This window comes from Streptomyces sp. NBC_00568 (assembly GCF_026341855.1).
Classification (GTDB): Bacteria; Actinomycetota; Actinomycetes; order Streptomycetales; family Streptomycetaceae; genus Streptomyces.
Genome location: NZ_JAPENW010000001.1, coordinates 5084176 through 5107433, shown reverse-complemented (window position 1 = coordinate 5107433; position 23258 = coordinate 5084176). Strand labels below are relative to the sequence as shown.

Genomic DNA, 23258 nt, shown 5'->3' with positions numbered 1-23258 from the left:
GTGCACGGCTCGACGCGCACCCCGGCCGGTCGGACCGGGGTGCGCGTCGAGCCGCGGAGCTGCCGTGCCTACGCGGGCAGGTTCAGCTTGAGTGCGGACTGAAGGAGCTCCGGCTTGGTCCAGTCATTGCGCTGTCCCGCGTACGGCGTTCCGAACGCGGCCGTGCCGAGCAGGAGTTGCTTCTTGGTCCCCTCGGGCACGGTCACCGGGATCTGGGTCCCGGACGGGGCGGTGACGGTGACGGTGTTGCCGACGCGGTAGGCCGTGACCTTGTTGTTCGCCAGCGCGGCCTGCCAGGCGGTGCGGCGCTGCATCTCGGTGCCGATCGCGCTCTGCCGGGGGTTCTGCAGCGGGGCGTTGTCGGCGTAGATGGCGCGGTACTCGGCGAGCACCTTGTTCAGGACCGGGTACAGGATGCGGTCCTCGGCCAGGTTGGACTGGTGGACGTAGTGCGGCCGGGGGTCGTTGCCGATGGCGTGCCCGAGCGCGGTGCGCGCCTCCATCGGGACGATGTAGTCGGCGTAGCCGGTGGCCGTGTCCAGGGGCGCCGGCAGACAGGTGGACGTGGCGTTGTTCTCGCAGATGCCGCTGCCGCCGTCGGCCCGGGAGGTGTAGATCCAGTTGTACTCGTCGGCCATCTCCTCGGCCTTGCCGGCGTTGTAGTAGACGTTCATCGGGTAGCGGGGAACGGTCAGCGCGCTGCCGACCGCACGCTGCTCGGGCTCGCGGGAGTTGTCGGACCCGGTCCACTTGACGCCGTTGGCGGAGAGGGCGCCCGCGAGGTTCGGGTTGTCGTTGGGCTGCTGGGGCAGCGTCTTGAGACCCGAGTGCTCGCCGGTCACCAGCTCGGTGCGGTCGATGGAGAGGCCGTGGGAGGCCGCCCAGTCGTTGTTCTGCGAGATCTGCGCGGAGATGTCGGCCCGGCTCATGTACTTCGTCGAGCCGTCGGCGTTCTTCGAGCAGGTCCAGGGCACGGTCGTGGTGTCCTGGACGCAGCCGAGGAACGGGTGCGTGTAGGTGTGGTTCATCCAGCGGAACTTGGCCTTGTCGGCGAGCAGCCGGGTGGTGAGGGCGTCGGTGCCGCCGTTCTCGGCCTTCCACTCCTCGCCCGCGCCCGCGTTGAAGACCATGTCGAGGGTGAACCCGTGGTCGGCCTGCCACTGGGCGGCGTAGACGGCGTCGTCCGCGGTCATCCGGATCGGCGTGGTGCTGTCCTCCCCGTCGCCGCCCGCGCAGTCGATGTCGCCGGGCGTGCAGTTGCGCTGGGAGTCCCAGCGGGCGTCGGGCGCGAAGACGTCGTCGACGTGGACGGAGAAGTAGTTCCTGCTCTGTCCGAGGTGCACGCCCTGCGTGAGCCACTCGACGATGCCGCGCGCGAGGACCTTGAACTGCTTCTGGTACTGGTTGTACGCGAAGGTCACCACGAGTTCGCGGCGCCCGTCGTGCTCGTACTGCCCGAGCATCGAACCGCCGGAGGGCGCGTTCAGGTAGCTGGTGAACCCTTCCCTGGGGTGGGCCGCGTAGCCGTAGCTCTCCTGCACCGCCGGGTCGTTGTCCTCGAAGGTGAGCGGTCCGTCGAGGTAGCGGAACGGGCCGGTCGTGCCCGCCGCCGTGACCTGGGTCTGTGCGCCGTCCAGCACGCCGGACCAGCCGCCGTTCTGGTCGGTGTAGTCGAGCCCGACCTCGGGGTGTGCCCAGGTGTAGGCGTCGACCTGCGGGATGCCGAACGTCTTCTCGTACGCCTCCAACGCGGTCTGCTCGGCCGAACCCGGGCCGAACGGCGCCTCGTTCGGCAGGACGACGCCCTGGTACTTGGCGCGCGGGACGCCGTTCACGGTGTCGCTCAGGAACGTCGCGTTGACGGTCGGGCGGCCTGCGTCACCCAGATTGACCGTGGTGTACGGAATGCCGGAGTTCTTCAGCTCCGCGGTGATGGCCCCGACCTGGCCCGCGCCATTGTCGAGGACCAAAACCTTGAGATCGATCCGCGGCGCGGTGGCCGCGGATGCGCCGGGTGCCCCCACTCCCAGCGCCAGGAGTCCGGCGGCCCCCAGAACGGCGGCCGTCCCTCTCCAGCGATGCAGACTTTGTGCCATATGTGGCGCCTCCCCCTCGGAGATCCCCTTCGAGTGGAAACCGAGGGGGATCTGTGGAAATCGTGCGAAACAGTGGGCGACATGCCCACTGGAACACGATGAGTGTGTCTCAGGTCACCAGGAGTGAGGGGCGGGAATCCAGCACCGCGCCACTTGTGGGTGAACGACCGCAGAAATGAGCGAAACCCGGCCCCGAGCGTAGGCTCGTCCCGGGTACTTCGCCCGCCCTGCCAGGGGCCCCGGCAAGGACCGCCCCCGAGGACGGATCTAGGGTCAGCCGTCGGGCCCGGTCGACCCACCCCCACTCGGCCACACGAACTTCAATGGAAGCGGAGATCTCACCACCGTGACTGCTCTCACTCTCAGCACCGCCGCAGCGTCCGGTCTGCGGGCCGACGCGATCGTCGTCGGTGTCGCGAAGGGCCCCAAGGGCCCGGTCGTCGCACCGGGCGCCGAGGCCGTGGACAAGGCGTACGACGGCGGGCTCGCCGGAATCCTGGAGACCCTCGGCGCCTCCGGGTCCGAGGGCGAGGTGACCAAGCTGCCCGCACCCTCCGGATTCAAGGCCCCCGTCGTGGTGGCCGTCGGCCTGGGAGCGGTCCCGGAGCAGGACGACAGCTTCGACGCCGAGGCGCTGCGCCGTGCCGCCGGTGTCGCCGCCCGCGCCCTCGCCGGCGCCAAGAAGGCCGCGTTCGCGCTGCCGATCACGGACGCCGCCGACGCCGGTGCCGTCGCCGAGGGCGCCCGCCTGGGCGCCTACGGCTTCGACGCCTACAAGGAGACCGGCCGGGGCGACGCCGCCAAGAACGGCAAGGGTCCCCTCGGCGAGGTCGCGCTGCTCGGCGGCAAGCCCCGGGACGCGGCGTACAAGGCGGCCATCGCGCGCGCCACCGCCGTGACCGAGGAGCTCAACCGCGCCCGCGACCTCATCAACACCCCGCCGAACGACCTCAACCCGGAGTCCTTCGCCGCCGTCGCCACCGCGGCCGGCAAGGAGCACGGCATCAAGGTGCAGGTGCTCGACGAGAAGGCCCTGGCCAAGGGCGGCTACGGCGGCATCCTCGGCGTCGGCGTCGGCTCGGCCGCCGGTCCCCGCCTGGTGAAGCTGTCGTACACCTCGGCCAAGGCCACCAAGCACCTCGCCTTCGTCGGCAAGGGCATCACCTACGACTCGGGCGGCATCTCGCTGAAGCCGGCCGGGCACAACGAGACGATGAAGTGCGACATGGCCGGCGCCGCGGCGGTCTTCGCCGCCGTGGTCGCCGCCGCGCGCCTCGGCCTCGAGGTCAACGTCACCGGCTGGCTCGCGCTCGCCGAGAACATGCCGTCGGGCTCCGCCACCCGCCCGGGTGACGTGCTGCGCATGTACAGCGGCAAGACCGTCGAGGTCCTCAACACCGACGCCGAGGGCCGGCTGGTCCTCGCGGACGCGCTGTGGAAGGCGTCCGAGGACAAGCCGGACGCGATCGTCGACGTGGCGACGCTGACCGGCGCGATGGTGCTGGCGCTCGGCAACCGCACCTTCGGCGTGATGGCCAACGACGACGCGTTCCGCGCCTCGATCGTCGAGGCCGCCGAGGAGGTCGGCGAGGAGTCCTGGCCGATGCCGCTGCCCGAGCACCTGCGCAAGGGCATGGACTCCCCCACCGCCGACATCGCCAACATGGGTGAGCGGATGGGCGGCGGCCTGGTCGCCGGTCTGTTCCTTCGCGAGTTCGTGGGCGAGGGCATCACCTGGGCGCACCTGGACATCGCGGGCCCCGCGTTCAACGAGGCCGGTCCGTTCGGCTACACCCCCAAGGGCGGTACCGGTTCCGCGGTCCGCACCCTGGTCCGCCTCGCCGAACTGACGGCGGCCGGCGACCTGGGCTGAGCCTTCGTACGGCGCACGGCCCCGGGTGTTCCCTCACCCGGGGCCGTTCGTATGGCCGTACGGGGGTTTCGCCTTCGACCAAATCCGCAGGTTCACCCGGCTCCGCACCCCGTCGACGTGATGGATCAGACGTCCCACACACCGGCCCGGCGTCTCGCTCGCCCTCGACAAGTGCGAAGATGGGTTCTCGGCAGGACAGGGCCCCCACCACAGGGCCGAAGAAAGAGCGGCCGGACACCAGCCGACCGACCGGTCAACCACCCGCAAGGGACAACGGTGCCCGGCGTACGGCGCACATGCATGGAGGACGTGACGTGGCGAACGACGCCAGCACCGTTTTCGACCTAGTGATCCTCGGCGGCGGTAGCGGCGGTTACGCCGCGGCGCTGCGCGGAGCGCAGCTGGGCCTGGACGTCGCCCTGATCGAGAAGGACAAGGTCGGCGGTACCTGCCTGCACCGGGGGTGCATCCCCACCAAGGCCCTGCTCCACGCGGGCGAGATCGCCGATCAGGCCCGCGAGAGCGAGCAGTTCGGCGTCAAGGCCACCTTCGAGGGCATCGACGTACCCGCCGTCCACAAGTACAAGGACGGCGTCATCTCGGGCCTGTACAAGGGTCTGCAGGGTCTCATCGCGTCCCGCAAGGTGACGTACATCGAGGGTGAGGGCCGTCTGTCCTCCCCGACCTCCGTCGACGTGAACGGGCAGCGCGTCCAGGGCCGCCACGTGCTCCTCGCGACCGGCTCCGTGCCGAAGTCGCTGCCGGGCCTGGAGATCGACGGCAACCGCATCATCTCCTCGGACCACGCGCTCGTCCTGGACCGCGTCCCGCAGTCCGCGATCGTGCTCGGCGGCGGTGTCATCGGCGTCGAGTTCGCCTCGGCGTGGAAGTCCTTCGGCACCGACGTGACGGTCATCGAGGGTCTCAAGCACCTCGTCCCCGTCGAGGACGAGAACTCCTCCAAGCTTCTTGAGCGCGCGTTCCGCAAGCGCGGCATCAAGTTCAACCTGGGCACCTTCTTCTCGAAGGCCGAGTACACCCAGAACGGTGTCAAGGTCACCCTCGCGGACGGCAAGGAGTTCGAGGCCGAGCTCCTGCTCGTCGCCGTCGGCCGCGGCCCGGTCTCGGCCGGTCTCGGCTACGAGGAGCAGGGCGTCGCGATCGACCGCGGCTACGTCCTGGTCGACGAGTACATGCGGACGAACGTCCCGACCATCTCCGCCGTCGGCGACCTCGTCCCGACGCTCCAGCTCGCGCACGTCGGCTTCGCCGAGGGCATGCTGGTCGCGGAACGTCTGGCCGGCCAGAAGGTCGTCCCGATCGACTACGACGGTGTCCCCCGGGTGACGTACTGCCACCCCGAGGTCGCCTCCGTGGGCATCTCCGAGGCCAAGGCCAAGGAGATCTACGGCGCGGACAAGGTCGTCGCTCTCAAGTACAACCTGGCGGGCAACGGCAAGAGCAAGATCCTCAACACCGCGGGCGAGATCAAGCTCGTCCAGGTGAAGGACGGTGCCGTGGTCGGCGTCCACATGGTCGGCGACCGCATGGGCGAGCAGGTCGGCGAAGCCCAGCTGATCTACAACTGGGAAGCGCTGCCGGCCGAGGTCGCTCAGCTCATCCACGCCCACCCGACGCAGAACGAGGCGCTCGGCGAGGCCCACCTCGCCCTCGCGGGCAAGCCGCTGCACTCGCACGACTGATCGCGGCCACCGGCCGGCCCCCCGGCCACCGGCTGCAACCGGTCACCGCGTCGAGCAGGGCGCGACGACGACCACAGACTTCCGCACCTTCCCCGAGCTCTCGATCCCGGTCGAGCAAGGGGAGACCCCAATAAGGAGCAACAGAAACCATGCCGGTTTCCGTAACCCTTCCGGCGCTCGGTGAGAGCGTCACCGAGGGCACTGTCACCCGCTGGCTGAAGGCCGAGGGCGAGCGCGTCGAGGCCGACGAGCCGCTGCTGGAGGTGTCGACGGACAAGGTCGACACCGAGATCCCCTCTCCCGCCGCCGGCATCCTGGCGTCCATCAAGGTCGCCGAGGACGAGACCGTCGAGGTCGGCGCCGAGCTGGCCGTGATCGACGACGGCACGGGCGCTCCCGCCGCCGCCGAGGCTCCCGCCGCCGAGGCTCCGGCCCCGGCCGCCGCTCCGGCCGCCCCCGCCCCGGTCGCCGAGGCCCCCGCGGCCCCGGCCGCCCCCGCCGCCCCCGCCGCTCCGGCCGGTGGCGCCTCCGGTACCGACGTCGTGCTGCCCGCGCTGGGCGAGTCGGTCACCGAGGGCACCGTCACCCGCTGGCTGAAGGAGGTCGGCGAGGAGGTCGCGGAGGACGAGCCCCTGCTCGAGGTCTCCACGGACAAGGTCGACACCGAGATCCCCGCGCCGGTCGCCGGCGTGCTGCTGGAGATCGTGGTCGGCGAGGACGAGACCGCCGAGGTCGGCGCGAAGCTGGCCGTCATCGGCGCTCCGGGTGCGGCTCCCGCCGCCCCCGCGGCTCCGGCCCCCGCTCCGGCGGCCCCCGCCGCTCCGGCCCCGGCTCCGGCTGCTCCGGCCGCCGCCGCCCCGGCCCCGGTCCAGCCCGCGGCTCCGGCCGCGCCCGCCGCTCCGGCCCCCGCGCCGGTCGCCGCGCCCGCCCCCGTCACCCCGGCTCCGGCGCCCGCCGCGACCGCCGGTGACGAGGGTGCGTACGTGACCCCGCTGGTGCGCAAGCTCGCCGCCGAGAACGGCGTCGACCTGGCCGCCGTCAAGGGCACCGGCGTCGGCGGTCGTATCCGCAAGCAGGACGTCATCGCGGCCGCCGAGGCCGCGAAGGCCGCGGCCGCCGCTCCGGCGCCGGCCGCCGCCTCCGCTCCGGCCGCCTCCGCCAAGAAGGCGCCGGTCCTGGAGGTCTCCCCGCTGCGCGGCCAGACCGTCAAGATGACCCGCATCCGCAAGGTCATCGGCGACAACATGGTGAAGGCCCTGCACGAGCAGGCGCAGCTGTCCTCGGTCGTCGAGGTCGACATCACCAAGCTGATGAGGCTCCGCGCGCAGGCGAAGGACTCCTTCGCGGCCCGCGAGGGCGTCAAGCTCTCCCCGATGCCGTTCTTCGTGAAGGCGGCGGCCCAGGCGCTGAAGGCCCACCCGGCCGTCAACGCCCGGATCAACGTGGACGAGGGCACGATCACCTACTTCGACACCGAGAACGTCGGTATCGCGGTGGACTCGGAGAAGGGCTTGATGACCCCGGTCATCAAGCGCGCGGGCGACCTGAACATCGCCGGTATCGCGAAGGCCACCGCCGACCTGGCGGGCAAGGTCCGGGCGAACAAGATCACTCCGGACGAGCTGTCCGGCGCGACCTTCACCATCTCCAACACCGGCTCGCGCGGCGCGCTCTTCGACACGATCATCGTGCCGCCGAACCAGGTCGCGATCCTCGGTATCGGTGCCACGGTCAAGCGTCCGGCCGTCATCGAGACGGAAGAGGGCACCGTCATCGGTGTCCGCGACATGACGTACCTGACGCTCTCCTACGACCACCGTCTGGTGGACGGCGCCGACGCGGCCCGTTACCTGACCGCGGTCAAGGCGATCCTGGAGGCGGGCGAGTTCGAAGTCGAGCTCGGCCTGTAGCCCCCACCGCTCACGCGCTGACACGGCACCCCCGTCCGGAACCCCGGGCGGGGGTGCCGTGTTTCCACCGGATGCGGACCTGGTCCGCACCGGGTGTGGGCCTACCCGGGTGTCAGCTCGTGATCGCTCCACAGCACCAGCGTCTCCACCCACACGTTCGGGATCTCCGCAGGGAACGCGGGCGTCAGGTGCTGGGCACGGTAGGCCTTCAGGATGTCGTACGTGGCGTCGAGGCAGTCGCGGGAGCCGAACTCTCCCGTGCGGGGGTCGACGCCGACCAGGAAACCGCGGCCGGCGACGGTGCGGATCATGACGCGGGCCGCGGTGACGTCGCCGCGCGGGGAGGACGTGCAGCGGTAGCGGCTGTACGGGTGGGCCGGCCCACCCGCCACGGGGGTCCCCGGCGATCGGCCGGAGCCACGAGCCCGGAGGAGCCCGCCGCGGGACATGTCGCTCAGCATCCGGGCGTAGGTGCCCCGCGCGTGCCAGGCTCCGACGTCTCCGCCGGGCGGGGTGTAGAGGGCGTTCGAGGGGTTCTCGACGGCGCCGTACTCCCAGCGGTCGGTACCCGTGACGCGGAAGCCCCAGCCGGTGTGGCCGAGCCGTTGGGCGCCGTCCGGTTTGACGAAGACACAGGCGCCCCCGGGACCGGCGGGCTGCCGCGCGACACCGGCTCCCGGGCTCCCGGACCCCGCTGCCCCCGCTGCCCCCGAAGGAGCGGTACCGGACCCCGCCGAGCCCGACGGACCGGCCGCTCCCGCCCCGGTGACCGCCCCCGCGGTCCGTACGTCGCCCGGCCGCGAGGCCGCCCCCGTGTCCATCGGCCTGCAGCCCGTCGCCACACAGGCGACCAGTGCCGCCGCCGCTGCCGCCGTGACCGTCCGGCGGAGGCCCCGCGCGCGTGTCCGACCGTTCATGACATCCCCCCGAGGCGACCGGGGGTGCCGCCGCCGGCGCCCCCTCTGCCCATCGCCACCGCGTGCGGGACGTCCGGGTTCTCGGAGTGACACGGACGTGACGAGTCCGGACATCACCCGGTACAGGTCTTTACGGCAGGGAACACTCTGACAGCGTGTAAGTCTCGTCTCACCTGCGGGAAAGCGCCGCCATGCGCCCCTCACCGACCGGGCCACGGCCTTATTGTCTAAACGTCAAACGCCCCCGGGGTTCCGCACCCCTCCCAAAGGAGCCTTCATGACCGCGCCCGTCGTCCACTCGCTGCGCGAACAGATCCGCGAGCACATCGTGGAGGGGATCGTCAGCGGGCGCTGGAAGCCGGGCGAGCGGATCGTGGAGCGGCGGATCGCCACCGAGCTGGAGGTCAGCCAGACCCCGGTGCGGGAGGCGCTGCGCGAGCTGGAGTCGCTGCGGCTGATCGAGTCGGCGCCGAACAAGGGCGTACGGGTGCGGAACCTGACGGCCGCCGACCTGGAGGAGAGCTACCCCGTACGAGCCGGTCTGGAGGCCATCGCCGCGGAGCTGGCCGCCGAGCGGCTCGCCGAGGACTGCTCGGCGCTGGAGCCGCACGTGACGGCGCTGTACGAGGCCGACCGGCTGGCCGACGGGACCGGTCAGGTGCGGCACACCGTGGGGTTCCACCGCGAGCTGGTCAGGGCGGCCGGGAACTCCGTCCTCCTGCACACCTGGGAGGGCCTCGGCATCGAGGTCTTCACGGCCCTGTCCATCCGGTGGCTGGGGACCGTGCAGCAGTCGTACGCGGAGGAGCACGAGGCCCTCGTGGACGCGTTCCGGCGGCGCGATCCGCTGATCGCCGACCTCGTGAAGGCCCATGTCCTCGGGTGCGCCCCGCGCCCGTGAGGGACGCCGGCCGGTGTCGGCGCAGGGGAGCACACCCGCGCTCAACCGTGCCCTCACCTGCGAGAACCATCGAATTTCACGGCACCGCGTGCCTGGCTTCCAGGCACCCCGTGCCGACTTTCGCGATCTGACGAGGATTTCCCCCGGAACCCTTTGATCGATCATCGATCAGGGGGTTACAGTCACCGACGGGCTCCTACAAGAGCCCCTCGCCCTGTCCTGCCATAGACCAAGGGCACACCCGAAAACCCCTTGCCGATGAGGGAACCCCCCTCCGCATCCGGAAGGCGGCGCAATGACCGACCCCACCGCTATCCAGCCGAGCGAGCTCGACCAGCTCCCGGACCGCGACCCCGAGGAGACCGCCGAATGGCAGGCCTCCCTGGACGCCGTCACCCAGGCGGCCGGGCCGCACCGTGCCGCGTACCTGATGCGCCGCACGCTGGAGCGCGCCGAGGGCAACGGTCTCGCGCTGCCCAAGCTGCTTGAGACCGACTACGTCAACACCATCCCCACCGCCGCCGAGCCCGTCGTGGACGGCGACGAGGCGATGGAGGCCCGGATCACCGCGTGGAACCGCTGGAACGCGGCCGCGATGGTGACCCGGGGCGCGAAGCACGGCGTCGGCGGCCACATCGCCACCTTCGCCTCCGCGGCCTGGCTCTACGAGACGGGCTTCAACCACTTCTTCAAGGGCAAGGAGGGTGACGGGTCCGGCGACCAGCTCTACATCCAGGGCCACGCCTCCCCCGGCATCTACGCCCGCGCGTTCCTCGACGGGCGCCTGAACGAGCACCACCTGGACAACTTCCGCCAGGAGTCCGGCGGCGACGGTCTCCCGTCGTACCCGCACCCGCGCCGGCTGCCCTGGCTGTGGGAGTTCCCGACCGTCTCCATGGGCCTCGGCCCGCTGTCGGCGATCTACCAGGCCCGCTTCAACCGCTACCTCACCAACCGCGCCATCAAGGACGTCTCCGCCTCGCACGTGTGGGCGTTCCTCGGTGACGGCGAGATGGACGAGCCGGAGTCGACGGCGGCACTCGCGCTCGCCGCCCGCGAGGGTCTCGACAACCTGACCTTCGTCATCAACTGCAACCTCCAGCGCCTCGACGGCCCGGTCCGCGCGAACTTCAAGATCGTGCAGGAGCTGGAGGCGCAGTTCCGCGGCGCCGGCTGGAACGTCGTGAAGTCGCTGTGGGGCTCGGCCTGGGACGAGCTGTTCCAGCTCGACACCACGGGCGCGCTCGTCCGCCGCCTGCGCCAGGTACCCGACGCGCAGGTGCAGACGTACCAGACCCGCGACGCCGCCTACATCCGCCAGGACTTCTTCGGCGCCGACCCGGCGCTCGTCGAGATGGCGAAGCTGCTGAGCGACGACAAGATCCTCGAGTGCTTCCACCTCTCCCGTGGTGGCCACGAGTCGCGCAAGGTGTACGCGGCCTACCGCGCCGCCCTCGCCCACAAGGGCGCGCCGACGGTCATCCTGGCCCAGACGGTCAAGGGCCACACCCTCGGTGAGGGCTTCGCGTCGAAGAACGCCAACCACCAGATGAAGAAGCTGTCGACGGACGAGTTCAAGCAGATGCGTGATCTGCTCGAACTGCCCATCTCCGACAGCCAGTTCGTCGACGGTGTGGTGCCCTACGGTCACCCGGGCGCCGACTCCCCCGAGGTCCGTTACCTCCAGGAGCGCCGCGCGGCCCTCGGCGGCCCGGCCCCGGCCCGCCGTACGCACGCCCTGGCCCCGCTCCCGGCCCCCGCCGACAAGGCGTTCGCGTCCTTCGACAAGGGCTCCGGCACGCAGAACCTGGCGACGACGATGGCGTTCGTCCGCCTCGTCAAGGACCTGGTCCGCGACAAGGAGACCGGCAAGCGCTGGGTGCCGATCGTCCCGGACGAGGCCCGTACCTTCGGTATGGAGTCGCTCTTCCCGTCCCTCGGCATCTACTCGCCCAAGGGCCAGACGTACGAGCCGGTCGACCGCGACCAGCTGATGTACTACAAGGAGGCCAAGGACGGCCAGATCCTCAACGAGGGGATCACCGAGGCCGGTTCCATGGCGGACTTCATCGCCGCGTCCACCGCGTACTCCACGCACGGCGAAGCGATGATCCCCTTCTACATCTTCTACTCGATGTTCGGCTGGCAGCGCACGGCCGACCAGATGTGGCAGCTCGGCGACCAGCTCGGCCGCGGCTTCCTGGTCGGCGCCACGGCCGGCCGGACGACCCTGACCGGTGAGGGCCTGCAGCACGCCGACGGCCACTCCCCCGTCATCGCGGCGACCAACCCGGCGGCGCTGTCCTACGACCCCGCGTTCGCCTACGAGATCGCGGCGATCGTCAAGGACGGTCTGCGCCGGATGTACGGCGAGGCGGCCCCGGGCGAGGACCAGGACGTCTTCTACTACCTGACCGTCTACAACGAGCCGATGCCGCAGCCCGCCAAGCCGGCCGGTGTCGACGAGGGCATCCTCAAGGGCCTGTACCGCTTCAACACGGCGGAGTCGGCGGGCCTGAACGTGGCCGCGGCGAACGCCCCGCGCATCCAGCTCCTCGGCTCCGGCACGGCGATCCACTGGACCCTGGAGGCCCAGAAGCTGCTCGCCGAGGAGTGGGGCGTGGCCGCCGACGTGTGGTCCGCGACCTCCTGGACCGAGCTGCGCCGTGACGCGCTGGAGGCCGACGCGGCCCTGCTGCGCGGCGAGGAGCGGGTGCCGTTCGTCCGCCAGGCGCTTCAGGGCGCCGAGGGCCCGGTGCTCGCGGTCTCCGACTACATGCGCCAGGTCCCGGACCAGATCGCGCAGTGGGTCGAGCAGGACTGGTCCTCGCTCGGTGCCGACGGCTTCGGTCTCTCCGACACCCGCGCTGCGGCCCGCCGTCACTTCGGGGTGGACGCCCAGTCGATCGTCGTCGCGGCGCTGGCGCAGCTCGCCCGCCGCGGTGAGGTCAAGGCGTCGGCGGTGAAGGAGGCCCGGGAGCGCTACGGCCTGTAGCACCCGGCAGATGGATTCGGTGAAGGGGGCACGGCGGTCGCCGTGCCCCCTTCGTCGTACCCCCCTCGTTGTCAGTGGGGCCCGGCATCATGAACACATGCGTGCCGCTCGTCTGATCAAGATGGTGCTGCTGCTCCAGACCCGTGCGTCGATGACCGCCGCCGAGCTGGCGCGGGAGCTGGAGGTGTCCGAACGCACGATCACGCGGGACGCCCAGGCGCTGTCGGAGGCGGGGGTCCCGGTGTACGCGGACCGGGGGCGGGCCGGCGGCTACCGCCTGGTCGGCGGGTACCGGACACGGCTGACGGGCCTGGCGCGGAGCGAGGCCGAGGCGCTGTTCCTGAGCGGGGTACCGGGGGCTCTGCGCGAGATGGGCCTTCAGGACACGGCTTCGGCGGCCCGGCTGAAGGTGTCGGCCGCGCTGCTGCCCTCCGTGCGGGACGCCTCGCGGACGGCGGCGCAGCGGTTCCATCTGGACGCGCCCGCCTGGTTCAGCGAGCCGCGGACGCCGGAGCTGCTGCCCTCGGTCGCGGACGCGGTGTGGGACGACCGCCCGGTCCTCGCGCGCTACCGGCGGGGCGAGTCGGAGGTGGAGCGGACACTCGAACCGTACGGGCTCGTCCTCAAGGCGGGCGTCTGGTACCTGTGCGCGCGGGTCGCGGACACGGAGGCCTTCCGGGTGTACCGGATCGACCGGTTCACCGCCGTCCGACCCGGTGCGGAGCGGTTCCGGCGGGACGACGGGTTCGACCTGCCGGGGTTCTGGGCGGAGCGGGCCGAGGAGTTCGCCCGGTCCGTCCTGCGGTCCGAGGTAGTCGTACGGCTGTCCCCCGACGGCGTACGACGGCTGCCGTACGTCCTTGATCCCGCGTCGGCGAAAGAGGGGCTGAGCGCGTCCGGGGCCCCCGACGGGCAGGGCTGGGTGACCCTCACGCTGCCCGTCGAGTCCGAGGAGGTCGCCCATACGCAGCTGTGGGGGCTCGGGCCGGAGGTGGAGGTGCTCGCTCCGGCCAGTCTGCGGGAGCGCTGCGCGCGGGACGCGGCCAGATCGGCGGCGCTCTACCGGTGATCGCGGACTCCGCGGAATCGCTCGGCGCCGACCCCTTGAAATCCGTACGAACCCGATGGTTTTACCTTCGGCATGTGCATGCATAACAATCTGCGCCACTCCACGTGCGTCCCTCCCGCGCAGGCCCGATGCTTGACCCGTGATGGACGAGACGGAGTTCTGGCAGCTGGTGGACTCGACCCGCGAGACTGCCGAGGGCGACCCCGAGGAACAGGCCGACCTGCTCGTCGAGCGGCTCGTCCAGCTGGACCCGGAGTCGGTCCTGGACTTCGCCCGGCACTTCGAGTCCCGCTACAACCGCGCGTACCGCTGGGATCTGTGGGGCGCCGCCTGGGTGCTGCTCGACGGGGCCAGCGACGACGCCTTCGACTTCTTCCGGTGCTGGCTGATCGGCCAGGGCCGGGAGGTCTTCGAGGGCGCGATGCACGACCCCGACACGCTCGCCGAGTTCCTGGAGGACTTCGACGAGGAGATCGACGGCGACGGTGAGGAGCTGGGCTACGCGGCCGACGAGGCCTACGAGCAGCTGACCGGTGCCGTCGCGCCCGCCCTGGGCATCCCGGCCGCGGCCGCCGAGCCCGAGGGCACCCCGCTCGACTTCGAGAACGAGTCCGTCATCGCGGAGCGCTACCCCAAGCTGTGGGAACGGTTCAGGGAGGACTGACCGGCGGCACGGACCGCACACGCTCGGGCGTCCCGGTCCGTCCGTCCCGAGGGCCGGTGCATCCGTCCCGAGTCCCGGCCCGCGGGTTCCGTCGGGTTCAGGCCGCCGTCCGCCGGCGGCCGAGGTCCGAGGGGATGTACGCCTGCGTCTGTTCGGCGCGGACCGCGTGGTGCAGCGGGGCCGCGTTGGCCTGGTCCAGCGCGGACGCGGTGACCGCCGCCGGGCCCAGGACGACCGTCGCGACCGCGCAGACCACCGCCCACGGGCCGCGCGCGGCCGTCGCCCAGCCGCCCGCCCGCTCCGTGTTCCCCGTGCCCTCCGCGCCCTCGGTGTGCCGCGCGTCCGCCCCGCTCCCCGCGTGCCCCGCGGTCTCCGTCCGACTGATCCTCATGATCCCCACCTCCGGTCAGTGCGTACGACGACGCTAGGACGCGGGGCTCTGGGGAGTCTGTGAGCGGCCCGGGGCGTACCTGTGACTGTCGGCCGCCGCCGCGGGGACTCCGTGGGGCGGTCAGCGGCCCTGGTAGCGGGCGGCCAGGGCGCGGATCTCGGGGAGGCGGTCGGTGAGGGCCGCGCCGGGGCAGCTGGTCATGAAGCCGGCGTTGTGACCGGAGACGGTGGAGAGCACGGCCGCTGTGCCCGACGAGTAGCGGCTGAGGCTGTTGCTGGAGACGAGGCGGACCGTGCCCCGGGGGTCGGCCCCGGCGAGCCCCAGTTTCCAGGCCGCGAGGCGGGCGATCGCGTCGGTCATCACCCTCGGAACAGGTGTTCCCGCCGTGAAGGTGCCGATCGCGGCGATACCGGCGGTGCGGTGGTTGAAGCCCTGCGCGTGCGCCCCGGTGACGGGCCGGTCGACGCCGCCCGCGCGGCCCTCGTAGATCGTGCCGCAGTGGTCGACGAGGAAGTTGTAGCCGATGTCGTCCCACTGTTTGGCGCCGGTCTGGCCCGCGTAGAGGTCGCGGATGATGCGGGGCACGTCGGCGCAGTCGTAGGAGTTCGGCGAGTCGGTGTGGTGGACGAAGACCGCGACGACGCGGTCGTCGTAGTGGGGCGGCGGCTGCTCGCGCGTGCTCGCGGCGTCGAGCCATTTCGACCGGGGCACGATGGGCGGCCGGGCGGCGGGGCGGTCCACGGCGGGCCGGGCCGCGACCGGGGGCGGGACGGCTGCGCGGGCCGCCGTACGGTCCACTCCGGCCGCGCACATCGCCAGCGCCAGGACGGCGAGCAGGCCGGGCACACAGCCGAGCAGGACGAGGAGCGGTCGCGGCAGCCGCACCGGCCACCCGGGGCGTACGCCGGACGGCGCGGGGGCACGGGGCGCCCACCTTGCACGAGTGAGGACTCCGCGGGCCCGGTGTGCCGGACGTCCGTGACGCGGGGAGCGGTGTGCCCGCTCCCCTCTCCGTATTCGGGGCCCCCGCGTCTTCCGGAAGACACGCATGGAGCCACCCTGACCCGGATCCGCGCGGGCCGCGATGTGTGGTGTGCCACCTGGTGGAACCATCGTGCGTGTCCGGGACGTTTCTACAGGTCCACGGGTGTGTGGCCGTTTCCGCGGCACCGAACGCGCGTGGCTGATCACTGGGCCCGCCCGGCGCGTACTAAGGGGCCCTAGAGAAAGGCGGCTCCGTGGACGTGCTCGACCTCCTGCTGATGCTGGTGATCCTGGTCTACGCGGCGTCCGGGTACCGCCGTGGACTGGTCGCCGGCTGTGTCTCGCTGGCCGGTTTCGTGGGCGGCGCCGTGATCGGCGTATGGGTGCTGCCCTGGATGATGGACCTGGTCACGGCGGGGACACCGGCGGCGACGGTGACGGCGGTGCTCACGGTGCTGGTGCCCGCCGTGGTGGGCCACGAGCTGGCCGGGCGGCTGGCGCTGAAGCTGCGCCGCGAGCTGGACCAGGGGCCGCTGCGGGTGGCCGACGGGATCGGCGGGGCCGCGGCGAACACGCTGGCCGTGCTGCTGGTGGCCTGGGTGGCGGCGAGCGTCCTCGGCGCGTCCTCGTCCACGGTGGTGACGCAGTCCATCCGCAACTCGGCGCTGCTGGGCGCCGTGCAGAAGACGATGCCGGAGACCACGCCGACCTGGTTCTCGCGTGCGACCTCGGCGCTCACCGAGGCGGGCTTCCCACAGGTCTTCAACCCGTTCGAGAACGAACCGACGGCGGGTGTCGCCAAGCCCTCCGGGGACAACGTGACGGACTCCGCGGCGAACGCCGCCAAGCTGAGCACCGTGAAGGTCGAGGGCGTCTCGGGCAACCAGGGGCGCGAGGGCAGCGGATTCGTCTACTCCTCCCGGCGCGTGATGACCAACGCGCACGTGGTGGCGGGCATCGACCGGCCGACCGTGCGGGTGGGCGGGGTCGGACGCTCGTACCCGGCGCGGGTGGTGCTCTTCGACCCGCAGAAGGACGTCGCCGTCCTGTACGTGCCGGGTCTGCGGGCGCCCGCCCTTCCCTTCGACGGCGTCGCCTCCCGCGGCGACGCCGCGGTGGTCGCCGGCTACCCGCAGGACGGCGGCCTCGATCTCCAGGCGGCCACGGTCGCGAACCGCATCAACGCGACGGGCCAGAACATCTACAACACCGGGACGGTCACCCGCGAGATCTATTCGATCCGCTCGACCGTCCGCCCGGGCAACTCCGGCGGCCCGCTCCTCACCACCGACGGCAAGGTGTACGGCGTGGTCTTCGCCCGTTCGACCTCGGACAGCGAGACGGGCTACGTCCTGACCGCGCGCGAGGTCGCGGGCGACGCCCGGAAGGCGGCACACGCCACGGCCCGCGTCGACACGGGCGACCTCGTCACCTCCTGACCCCGCGCCCCGGGAACACCGGCCCCGGCCCCGGCCCGGGGATGCCGGTCCCGGCCCCGGCTCGGGATGCCGGTGCCTCGACGCGCCCGCCGGGGTGCCCGGCTCGTGTTCAGAGGGCGCGGCCCATCAGGACGTCGTCCACGTACGCGCCGTCCAGCAGGAACTCCCCGGGCAGGATCCCCTCGACGACGAACCCCTCGGACTCGTACAGCCCGCGCGCCGGGGTGTTGTGGCCGAGCACGCGCAGCGTGATGCGCCGGGCGCCCTGACGGCGGGCCTCCTCGCACACCGCCCGCAGCAGCGCGCGGCCCACCCCGGCGCCGCGCGCCTCGTCGGCGACGGCGAGTCCGAGGATCTGGCGGACGTGCGCGTTGCAGGCGAGCGGGGTCGGGAAGCCCAGCCGGATGTATCCCACCAGCCGGCCGTCGAGCTCGGCGACGAAATGGTCCCGCGGACCGAACCGCTCACTGTAGAAGGGCTCGTACGGCGGCCGGGGGCGGGGCATGACGGCGTGCAGCGTGGACCAGGTGTCGCGGTCGAGCCGGCCGAGCACGTCCTCGTCGTCGAGGGTGGCGGCGCGTATGCGGGGAACAGCTGACATGCCGATCACTGTACGGCCGCCGCGCTGAGGGGCGTTCCGTGAAGTCCGCGGCCGCGCGGGCAGGATGGACCCATGAGCGATTCACCGCTGCCCCCGGGTTCCCGCATCGTGATCGCCGGCGCGTCCGGCCTGATCGGCTCCGCGCTGGCGCGCTCCCTGAGCGCGGACGGACACGAGGTGGTCCGGCTCGTGCGCCGTGAGCCGCGCTCGCGGGACGAGGTCCGATGGGACCCGCAGCGGCAGCGGATCGACGCCGTGGGGCTCCTCGGATGTACCGCGGTGGTCAATCTGGCGGGGGCCCCGGTCGCCGCGCGGCCCTGGACGGCGACGTACAAGCGAAAGATCCGGGACAGCCGGGTGCTCGGGACGGCGACGCTCGCGGAGGCGGTGGCGTCGCTCGACGAACCGCCGCGGGTCTTCGTCAACGGGAGCGCGATCGGGTTCTACGGAGACACGGGCGGCCGCGCGGTGGACGAGTCGGCGCCGCCCGGTGACGGGTTCCTGCCGTCCGTCTGCGTGGAGTGGGAGGAGGCGACGGCTCCCGCGCAGGAGGCGGGGGTGCGCACGGTGCTGCCCCGGACCGGGCTCGTGGTGTCCCGCGAGGGCGGGGCCTGGGCCAAGCTGTTCCCGCTGTTCCGGGCGGGCGTCGGGGGGCGGATGGGGGACGGGCGCCAGTACTGGAGCTATATCGCGCTGCACGACGAGGTGGCCGCGATCCGGCATCTCATCGACACGGAGTCCGTCTCCGGCCCGGTGAACCTGACCGCCCCCGACCCGCTGACCAACCGCGAGATCACCGAGGCGATGGGCCGTGTCCTGCGCCGCCCGACCCTCCTCGCCACTCCCGCCCCGCTCCTGCGCCTCGCGCTCGGCGACATGGCCGAGGACATCCTGGGCAGCCAGCGCGTCCTGCCCACCCGCCTCCTGGAATCGGGCTTCACCTTCGCGTTCCCCTCGATCGAGGGGGCGTTGCGGGCCGCGCTGGACTGAGAAGGGGCGCCACGCCACGTCCGCCTCCCCCGCCGGGCGTTCCGCCCCCCGGCGGGTCCCGCCCCGCTCCGCCGGGGTGGCACATGCACCCCCCATGCCCCCGTGCACGGCATCCGCGCGGCTTCCCCCGTACGCCCGCACCTCGCACCCTCGATCCGAACTCGGGTATCCCTGAAGCGTGTTGGGGGCATGACGTCCCCACCGGCCCGCGCAACCTCGAGGAGGGGCACGTGCTAGAGCCCGCACGCCAAGCCGCGCACATGGCGGAGATCGCGGAAGACGTGGACGTCGTCGTCGTAGGAGCCGGTGTCGCCGGTCTCGCGGCCGCACGGCATCTGACCGGGGCGGGGCTGAGGACCGCCGTCCTGGAGGCCGCCCCTCATGTGGGCGGCCGTATGTCCACGGAGAAAGTCGACGGCTTCCGGCTGGACCGGCTCGGCCGGCTCCTGTCCACCTCGTACCCGGAACTGCGCCACACCCCGGGCCTGGACGTCCTGGCCCTGCGCCCGTTCTCCCCGGGCGTGCTGCTGCACAGCGACGGCCGGCACCATCACGCGGGCGCGCCGAGCACCCCCCGGAGCGCGAGGGGCGCACTCACCACAGCGCGCGCCCTCGCAAGCGCCCCCCGGCTTCCGCTGGCCCGCCCCGCGCGCGGAACCACCCGCCCCGGACCGCTCGGCGGCCCCCTCGACCAGTCCCGTCTGGCCACGGCCCTCGCGCGTCTCGCCGGCACTCCGCCGGAGCGTCTGCTCGCCCGCCCGGACCTCCCCGTGGAGCGGGCGCTGACCTCTCGGGGCCTCCCGGCCCGTACGGTCGACACCTTTCTGCGCCCCCTCCTCGCGGCCCTGCTGTGCGACCCGGCGCTGCGGACGTCGAGCCGGTGCGCCGATCTCGCGCTGCACTCGTTCGCGACGGGCCGGCTGTGTCTGCCCGAGGGCGGCGCGGACGCGCTCCCCGAACTGCTCGCGGCCGCCCTTCCACCGGGCACCGTGCACACGGGCGTCGAGGTCACCGCCGTCTCCACGACCAGCGTGACGACGAAGGACCACGGCGAACTCCGCTGCCGGGCCATCCTGTTGGCGACCGGGGCGCGGGCCGCCGCCCAGTTCCTGCCCGGGCTGCACGTCCCCGCCTTCCATCCGGTGACCGTCCTGCACCACACCACGGACGAACCCCCGCTCGCCGACCCGGCGCTGCTCCTGGACGCCGACCGCAGCGGTCCGGTGGCGCACACGGCGGTCGTCAGTCAGGTCGACCCCACCCGGGCACCTGCGGGCCGCGCCCTGATCTCCTCGACCGTGCTCGGCACACCGCCCGCCGCCGCCCACCTGGACGCGATGGTCCGCGCCCAACTGGCCCGCCTCTACGGGACGTCGACGACCCGCTGGGAACTGCTGGCGGTGCATCACGAACCCGAGGCCGTACCGGCGATGCCGCCACCGCACGACCCACGCCGTCCGGTACGGCTGCTCGCGGGCCTGTACGTGTGCGGCGACCACCGGGACACCAGCACGGTGCAGGGCGCGCTGCACTCGGCCCGGCGGGCCGCCCACGCCCTCCTGACGGACCTGGACGTCCGCCCGGTCCCCCTGGCGGAGCATCTGGAGTCCGCGGCCGCCTGACCCGGGGCCCGGGCCGCCGGCAGGACGCGGACGGCGGACCCCACTCAGGAGGGACCGCGGACCGCGCCCCCAGCGGCCGGACCGTGCTCCCCCGCGGGGGGGCCGAGCCCTCCGCGGAGGGTTCCGGCTCCCCGCACCCGAGGAGCCGAGCCCTCCGCGACCGGACCAGGCTCCACACATCCGGGGATGTCGAACCCCCGCCGACCGACCCAACTCCCCACACCCGAGGAGCCGAACCCCCGCCGACCGACCCAACTCCCCACACCCGGGAGCGGGGCCCCCGCGGCGGGCCCCGCCCCCCCGGCCGGGGATCCGGACTTCCCGGCCTCCGGCACCCCAGGCCGGAGGCCGGGGACGATCCCGGACTCCCGCTCAGCTCAGCGCGGCCACCTTGTCCCGGTAGCCGCGGACGGGTGCGGCGTCCCTGTACGGTTCGAGCCGCTTCTCGAAGTCCCGTACGTACTCGACGGCCCGCGCCGACCGCATCTCGGCCGCCTGCCCCGCGGCCTCCGCGCCCAGCAGACAGGCCTGGTCGAGCTCGCCGAGCCCGAGCCGTGCCGTGGCGAGCACCACCCGGCAGAACAGCCGGCTGCGGGCATAGCCGGGCGCCCGCAGCTGCAGCGAGCGTTCGGCGTGCTGCGCCGCGGCCCGGAACTGCTGAAGGTCCCGGTGGCAGTGCCCGAACTCGTCGGCGAGCTGCGCCTCGTCGAAGAACCGGGCCCAGTGCGGGACCTCGTCGCCGGTCCGGGACGCCTCCAGCGCGCGCTCGGCCCGGACCAGGGAGGCCGTGCAGGCCCGCACCTCGCCGAGCACCCCGTGGCCGCGCGCCTCGACGGCGTGCAGCAGCGCCTGCACCACGTGCGGGCCCCCCGAGCCGAGGCCCTGCTGGGCGACCCGCGCGAGCTGCACGGCCTCACGCCCGTGCCCGAGGTAGACGGCCTGCCGGCTCATCGTGATGAGCACGTAGGAGCCGTACACCCGGTCGCCCGCGGCCTGCGCCAGCCGCAGCGCCTGGACGAAGTACCGCTGCGCGAGTCCGTGCGCGCCGATGTCGTACGACGTCCAGCCGGCCAGCCGCGTGAGGTCGGCGGCGGCCGCGAACAGGTGCCGGCCGGTCTGCTCGCCGTACACGCCACGCAGCATCGGCTCGGCCTCGTGCTCCAGATAGCGGACGAGCGCCTGGCGGGCGTGGCCGCCGCCGTAGGCGTGGTCGAGGGCGCGGAAGAGCTCGCCGACCGAGCGGAGCGCGGCGATGTCCCCGCCGGTGACCCGCTGGCCGGGGCCCCGCTCGGTCCGGCCGCGCTGCCGGGACGCGGGGCCGCCCGGTTCGGGCGGCCCCGTGAGCTTGGGCGACGCCGGGCGGCCCTGGGCCGGCACACGGGAGGGCTGGTCGCCGCGGGCGACCCGGTCGTCGGCCCGGCCGATCAGCCAGTCCCGGCTGGGCACCACGAGTCCGGCCGGGGTGAAGGCGATCTTGCGGAGCTCGGCGTGGCTGCCGGAATCCTTGCGCCACAGGCCGCTGACGATGTCCACGGCCTCCTCGGGGGTCGCGGCGAACTCCAGCCCCGCGTACACGGGCGCGCAGGCGTCGAGCCCGAGGTCCTGCGCGCTCAGGCGCCGGCCGAGGCGGCGGGTGAAGACCTCGGCGATGAGCGCCGGAGTGGTCCCGCGGGGCTGCTGGCCCCGCAGCCACCGGGTCACGGATGTCTTGTCGTATCTCAGGTCCAGTCCGTGTTCGAGCCCGAGCTGGTCCACGCGACGGGCGAGACCTGCGTTGGAGAACCCCGCTTCTGCGATGAGCGCGGCGAGCTGTCGATTGGGCGTGCGCTGCGCGGGTCGTTCCGTCATCTGCGGTGCGGTCTCCTGCCTTCGGGTCTCCCAGGGGCCTCGGGGCAGCGTGGAACGTGCTTTCGCCTCCCCCGAGGACGCCTGGTGCCCGGATTGCCTGTGAGCAGCCCTTATGGCCTCGTGAACGGCGCGAATGTAGCGGAGAGTGAGCACGCCATCGCACGCTTCGGCATTCATTCATCCGATCGTGTGAGGATTAGCCGTCGGGCTGACGCGTATCGGACGGACGTACAGTGGCGTGGGCGCGTTACGTACCTGACGAAAGGTTCTTCCGCGCGCCCCGCACGGGGACCACCACGTGCCCGAGGAAGCTTCGAGGGAGGCGCTTGCCGTGAGTGAGTTGCGGTTCGTCCGCATGGGATTCGGTGCCGAGGCCGTCGAGTACCAGGAGGCGTGGGACGAGCAGCGCCGCGTTCACGCCGCCCGGTTCCTGGACGAGGTCCCCGACACCTGTCTGCTCCTGGAGCACCCGCCGGTGTACACCGCCGGCCGGCGCACCGCGGACAACGAGCGGCCCCTGGACGGCACGCCGGTCATCGACGTGGACCGCGGCGGCAAGATCACCTGGCACGGTCCGGGCCAGCTGGTCGGCTACCCCATCCAGAAGCTCCCGCGCCCGGTGGACGTCGTAGCACATGTACGCCGGCTGGAAGACGCGCTTATCCGTACGTGTGCGGACTTCGGCCTGGAGACGAGCCGTGTCGAGGGCCGCAGCGGCGTCTGGATCCTCGGTGACACCAAGGACCCCGCCGAACAGCGGTCCGCGCTCGGGGGCTTGTCCCTCGACTTCGACCCGCGGCTCCAGGACGAGGAGTTCGACCCGCGGCTCAACGGCCCGGAGTACGCCCCGTCCAACGCGGGCCAGCGCCGTGAGGACCGCAAGATCGCCGCGATCGGCATCCGCGTGGCCAAGGGCGTCACCATGCACGGCTTCGCCCTGAACGTGAACCCGGACAACGCCTGGTTCGACCGGATCATCCCCTGCGGCATCCGCGACGCCGGCGTCGCCTCGATCGCGGGCGAGCTGGGCCGCGACGTGACCATCGCCGAGGTCCTCCCGGTGGCCGAGAAGCACCTCAGGGACATCCTCGAGCACGCGGACCTGAAGCCGCGGATCGTGGAACGCGCGCCGGCCTAGAGCCCGCACCCCCCACGGCGGGAACCCCACGGGAATGCACCCCTGCTCCCGAAGGTTGCCCACCTCGGGGGCCGAGAACCGTACGGGCGTACTCTGGTGTACGCCGAAGAATCGAAG

General features: G+C 72.5%; 17 protein-coding genes. 11 read left to right on the top strand and 6 right to left on the bottom strand.

The genetic code is table 11. The annotated features are described in order from the left end of the window. Positions 1-68 precede the first annotated feature (68 nt). A complete protein-coding gene (locus OOK38_RS22125; protein ID WP_266848723.1) occupies positions 69-2096 on the bottom strand; it encodes a hypothetical protein in 2028 nt (675 codons plus the stop codon). A gap of 346 nt (positions 2097-2442) precedes the next feature. On the opposite strand from OOK38_RS22125, the gene OOK38_RS22120 reads away from it, so the two are divergent. The 3 genes from OOK38_RS22120 (at position 2443) to sucB (ending at position 7582) form a co-directional block, all read left to right on the top strand. Further along, the gene (locus OOK38_RS22120) at positions 2443-3969 is read left to right on the top strand and encodes a leucyl aminopeptidase (RefSeq protein ID WP_266757899.1); all 1527 of its coding nucleotides are present in this window, start codon (positions 2443-2445) and stop codon (positions 3967-3969) included. A 314-nt stretch (positions 3970-4283) separates the two neighbouring features. After that, positions 4284-5672: a dihydrolipoyl dehydrogenase gene (gene lpdA / locus OOK38_RS22115; protein ID WP_266757901.1), complete on the top strand. Its 1389-nt coding sequence runs from the start codon at positions 4284-4286 to the stop codon at positions 5670-5672. A gap of 149 nt (positions 5673-5821) precedes the next feature. Continuing rightward, positions 5822-7582 (top strand): 2-oxoglutarate dehydrogenase, E2 component, dihydrolipoamide succinyltransferase, encoded by a 1761-nt coding sequence (gene sucB / locus OOK38_RS22110; RefSeq protein ID WP_266848722.1) that lies wholly within the window; start codon positions 5822-5824, stop codon positions 7580-7582. Positions 7583-7683: 101 nt separating this feature from the next. Here sucB and OOK38_RS22105 read toward each other — a convergent pair whose 3' ends face one another. Further along, positions 7684-8499: a hypothetical protein gene (locus OOK38_RS22105; protein WP_266848720.1), complete on the bottom strand. Its 816-nt coding sequence runs from the start codon at positions 8497-8499 to the stop codon at positions 7684-7686. A 277-nt stretch (positions 8500-8776) separates the two neighbouring features. Here OOK38_RS22105 and OOK38_RS22100 point away from each other — a divergent pair, with 277 nt between their 5' ends. The 4 genes from OOK38_RS22100 to OOK38_RS22085 all read left to right on the top strand — a co-directional run bounded on the left by OOK38_RS22100 (position 8777) and on the right by OOK38_RS22085 (position 14128). Next, positions 8777-9400: a GntR family transcriptional regulator gene (locus tag OOK38_RS22100; protein WP_261708522.1), complete on the top strand. Its 624-nt coding sequence runs from the start codon at positions 8777-8779 to the stop codon at positions 9398-9400. A gap of 295 nt (positions 9401-9695) precedes the next feature. Then, positions 9696-12395 (top strand): pyruvate dehydrogenase (acetyl-transferring), homodimeric type, encoded by a 2700-nt coding sequence (gene aceE / locus OOK38_RS22095; protein WP_266757908.1) that lies wholly within the window; start codon positions 9696-9698, stop codon positions 12393-12395. A 97-nt stretch (positions 12396-12492) separates the two neighbouring features. Further along, positions 12493-13464: a YafY family protein gene (locus OOK38_RS22090; RefSeq protein ID WP_266757910.1), complete on the top strand. Its 972-nt coding sequence runs from the start codon at positions 12493-12495 to the stop codon at positions 13462-13464. Positions 13465-13606: 142 nt separating this feature from the next. Further along, positions 13607-14128: a DUF4240 domain-containing protein gene (locus OOK38_RS22085; RefSeq protein ID WP_266765643.1), complete on the top strand. Its 522-nt coding sequence runs from the start codon at positions 13607-13609 to the stop codon at positions 14126-14128. 97 nt (positions 14129-14225) lie between these two features. Here OOK38_RS22085 and OOK38_RS22080 read toward each other — a convergent pair whose 3' ends face one another. Together OOK38_RS22080 and OOK38_RS22075 are read right to left on the bottom strand one after the other, a co-directional pair. Further along, positions 14226-14519 carry a hypothetical protein gene (locus tag OOK38_RS22080; protein ID WP_266766032.1) on the bottom strand — a complete coding sequence of 98 codons (294 nt, stop codon included), beginning with the start codon at positions 14517-14519 and terminating at the stop codon, positions 14226-14228. A 120-nt stretch (positions 14520-14639) separates the two neighbouring features. Further along, positions 14640-15332 (bottom strand): peptidoglycan recognition protein, encoded by a 693-nt coding sequence (locus OOK38_RS22075; RefSeq protein ID WP_266765644.1) that lies wholly within the window; start codon positions 15330-15332, stop codon positions 14640-14642. A 425-nt stretch (positions 15333-15757) separates the two neighbouring features. Here OOK38_RS22075 and OOK38_RS22070 point away from each other — a divergent pair, with 425 nt between their 5' ends. Beyond that, the gene (locus OOK38_RS22070; protein ID WP_266757912.1) at positions 15758-16942 is read left to right on the top strand and encodes a MarP family serine protease; all 1185 of its coding nucleotides are present in this window, start codon (positions 15758-15760) and stop codon (positions 16940-16942) included. Between the two features lie 109 nt (positions 16943-17051). On the opposite strand, the gene OOK38_RS22065 is transcribed toward OOK38_RS22070, so the two are convergent. Further along, a complete protein-coding gene (locus tag OOK38_RS22065; RefSeq protein ID WP_266757914.1) occupies positions 17052-17543 on the bottom strand; it encodes a GNAT family N-acetyltransferase in 492 nt (163 codons plus the stop codon). Between the two features lie 72 nt (positions 17544-17615). On the opposite strand from OOK38_RS22065, the gene OOK38_RS22060 reads away from it, so the two are divergent. Further along, positions 17616-18533 carry a TIGR01777 family oxidoreductase gene (locus tag OOK38_RS22060; RefSeq protein WP_266757916.1) on the top strand — a complete coding sequence of 306 codons (918 nt, stop codon included), beginning with the start codon at positions 17616-17618 and terminating at the stop codon, positions 18531-18533. A 260-nt stretch (positions 18534-18793) separates the two neighbouring features. Next, a complete protein-coding gene (locus OOK38_RS22055) occupies positions 18794-20155 on the top strand; it encodes an NAD(P)/FAD-dependent oxidoreductase (RefSeq protein WP_266765645.1) in 1362 nt (453 codons plus the stop codon). Between the two features lie 372 nt (positions 20156-20527). On the opposite strand, the gene OOK38_RS22050 is transcribed toward OOK38_RS22055, so the two are convergent. After that, positions 20528-22003 carry a regulator gene (locus OOK38_RS22050; protein ID WP_266757918.1) on the bottom strand — a complete coding sequence of 492 codons (1476 nt, stop codon included), beginning with the start codon at positions 22001-22003 and terminating at the stop codon, positions 20528-20530. 331 nt (positions 22004-22334) lie between these two features. Here OOK38_RS22050 and lipB point away from each other — a divergent pair, with 331 nt between their 5' ends. After that, positions 22335-23141 carry a lipoyl(octanoyl) transferase LipB gene (gene lipB, locus OOK38_RS22045; RefSeq protein ID WP_266848718.1) on the top strand — a complete coding sequence of 269 codons (807 nt, stop codon included), beginning with the start codon at positions 22335-22337 and terminating at the stop codon, positions 23139-23141. Positions 23142-23258 lie beyond the last annotated feature (117 nt).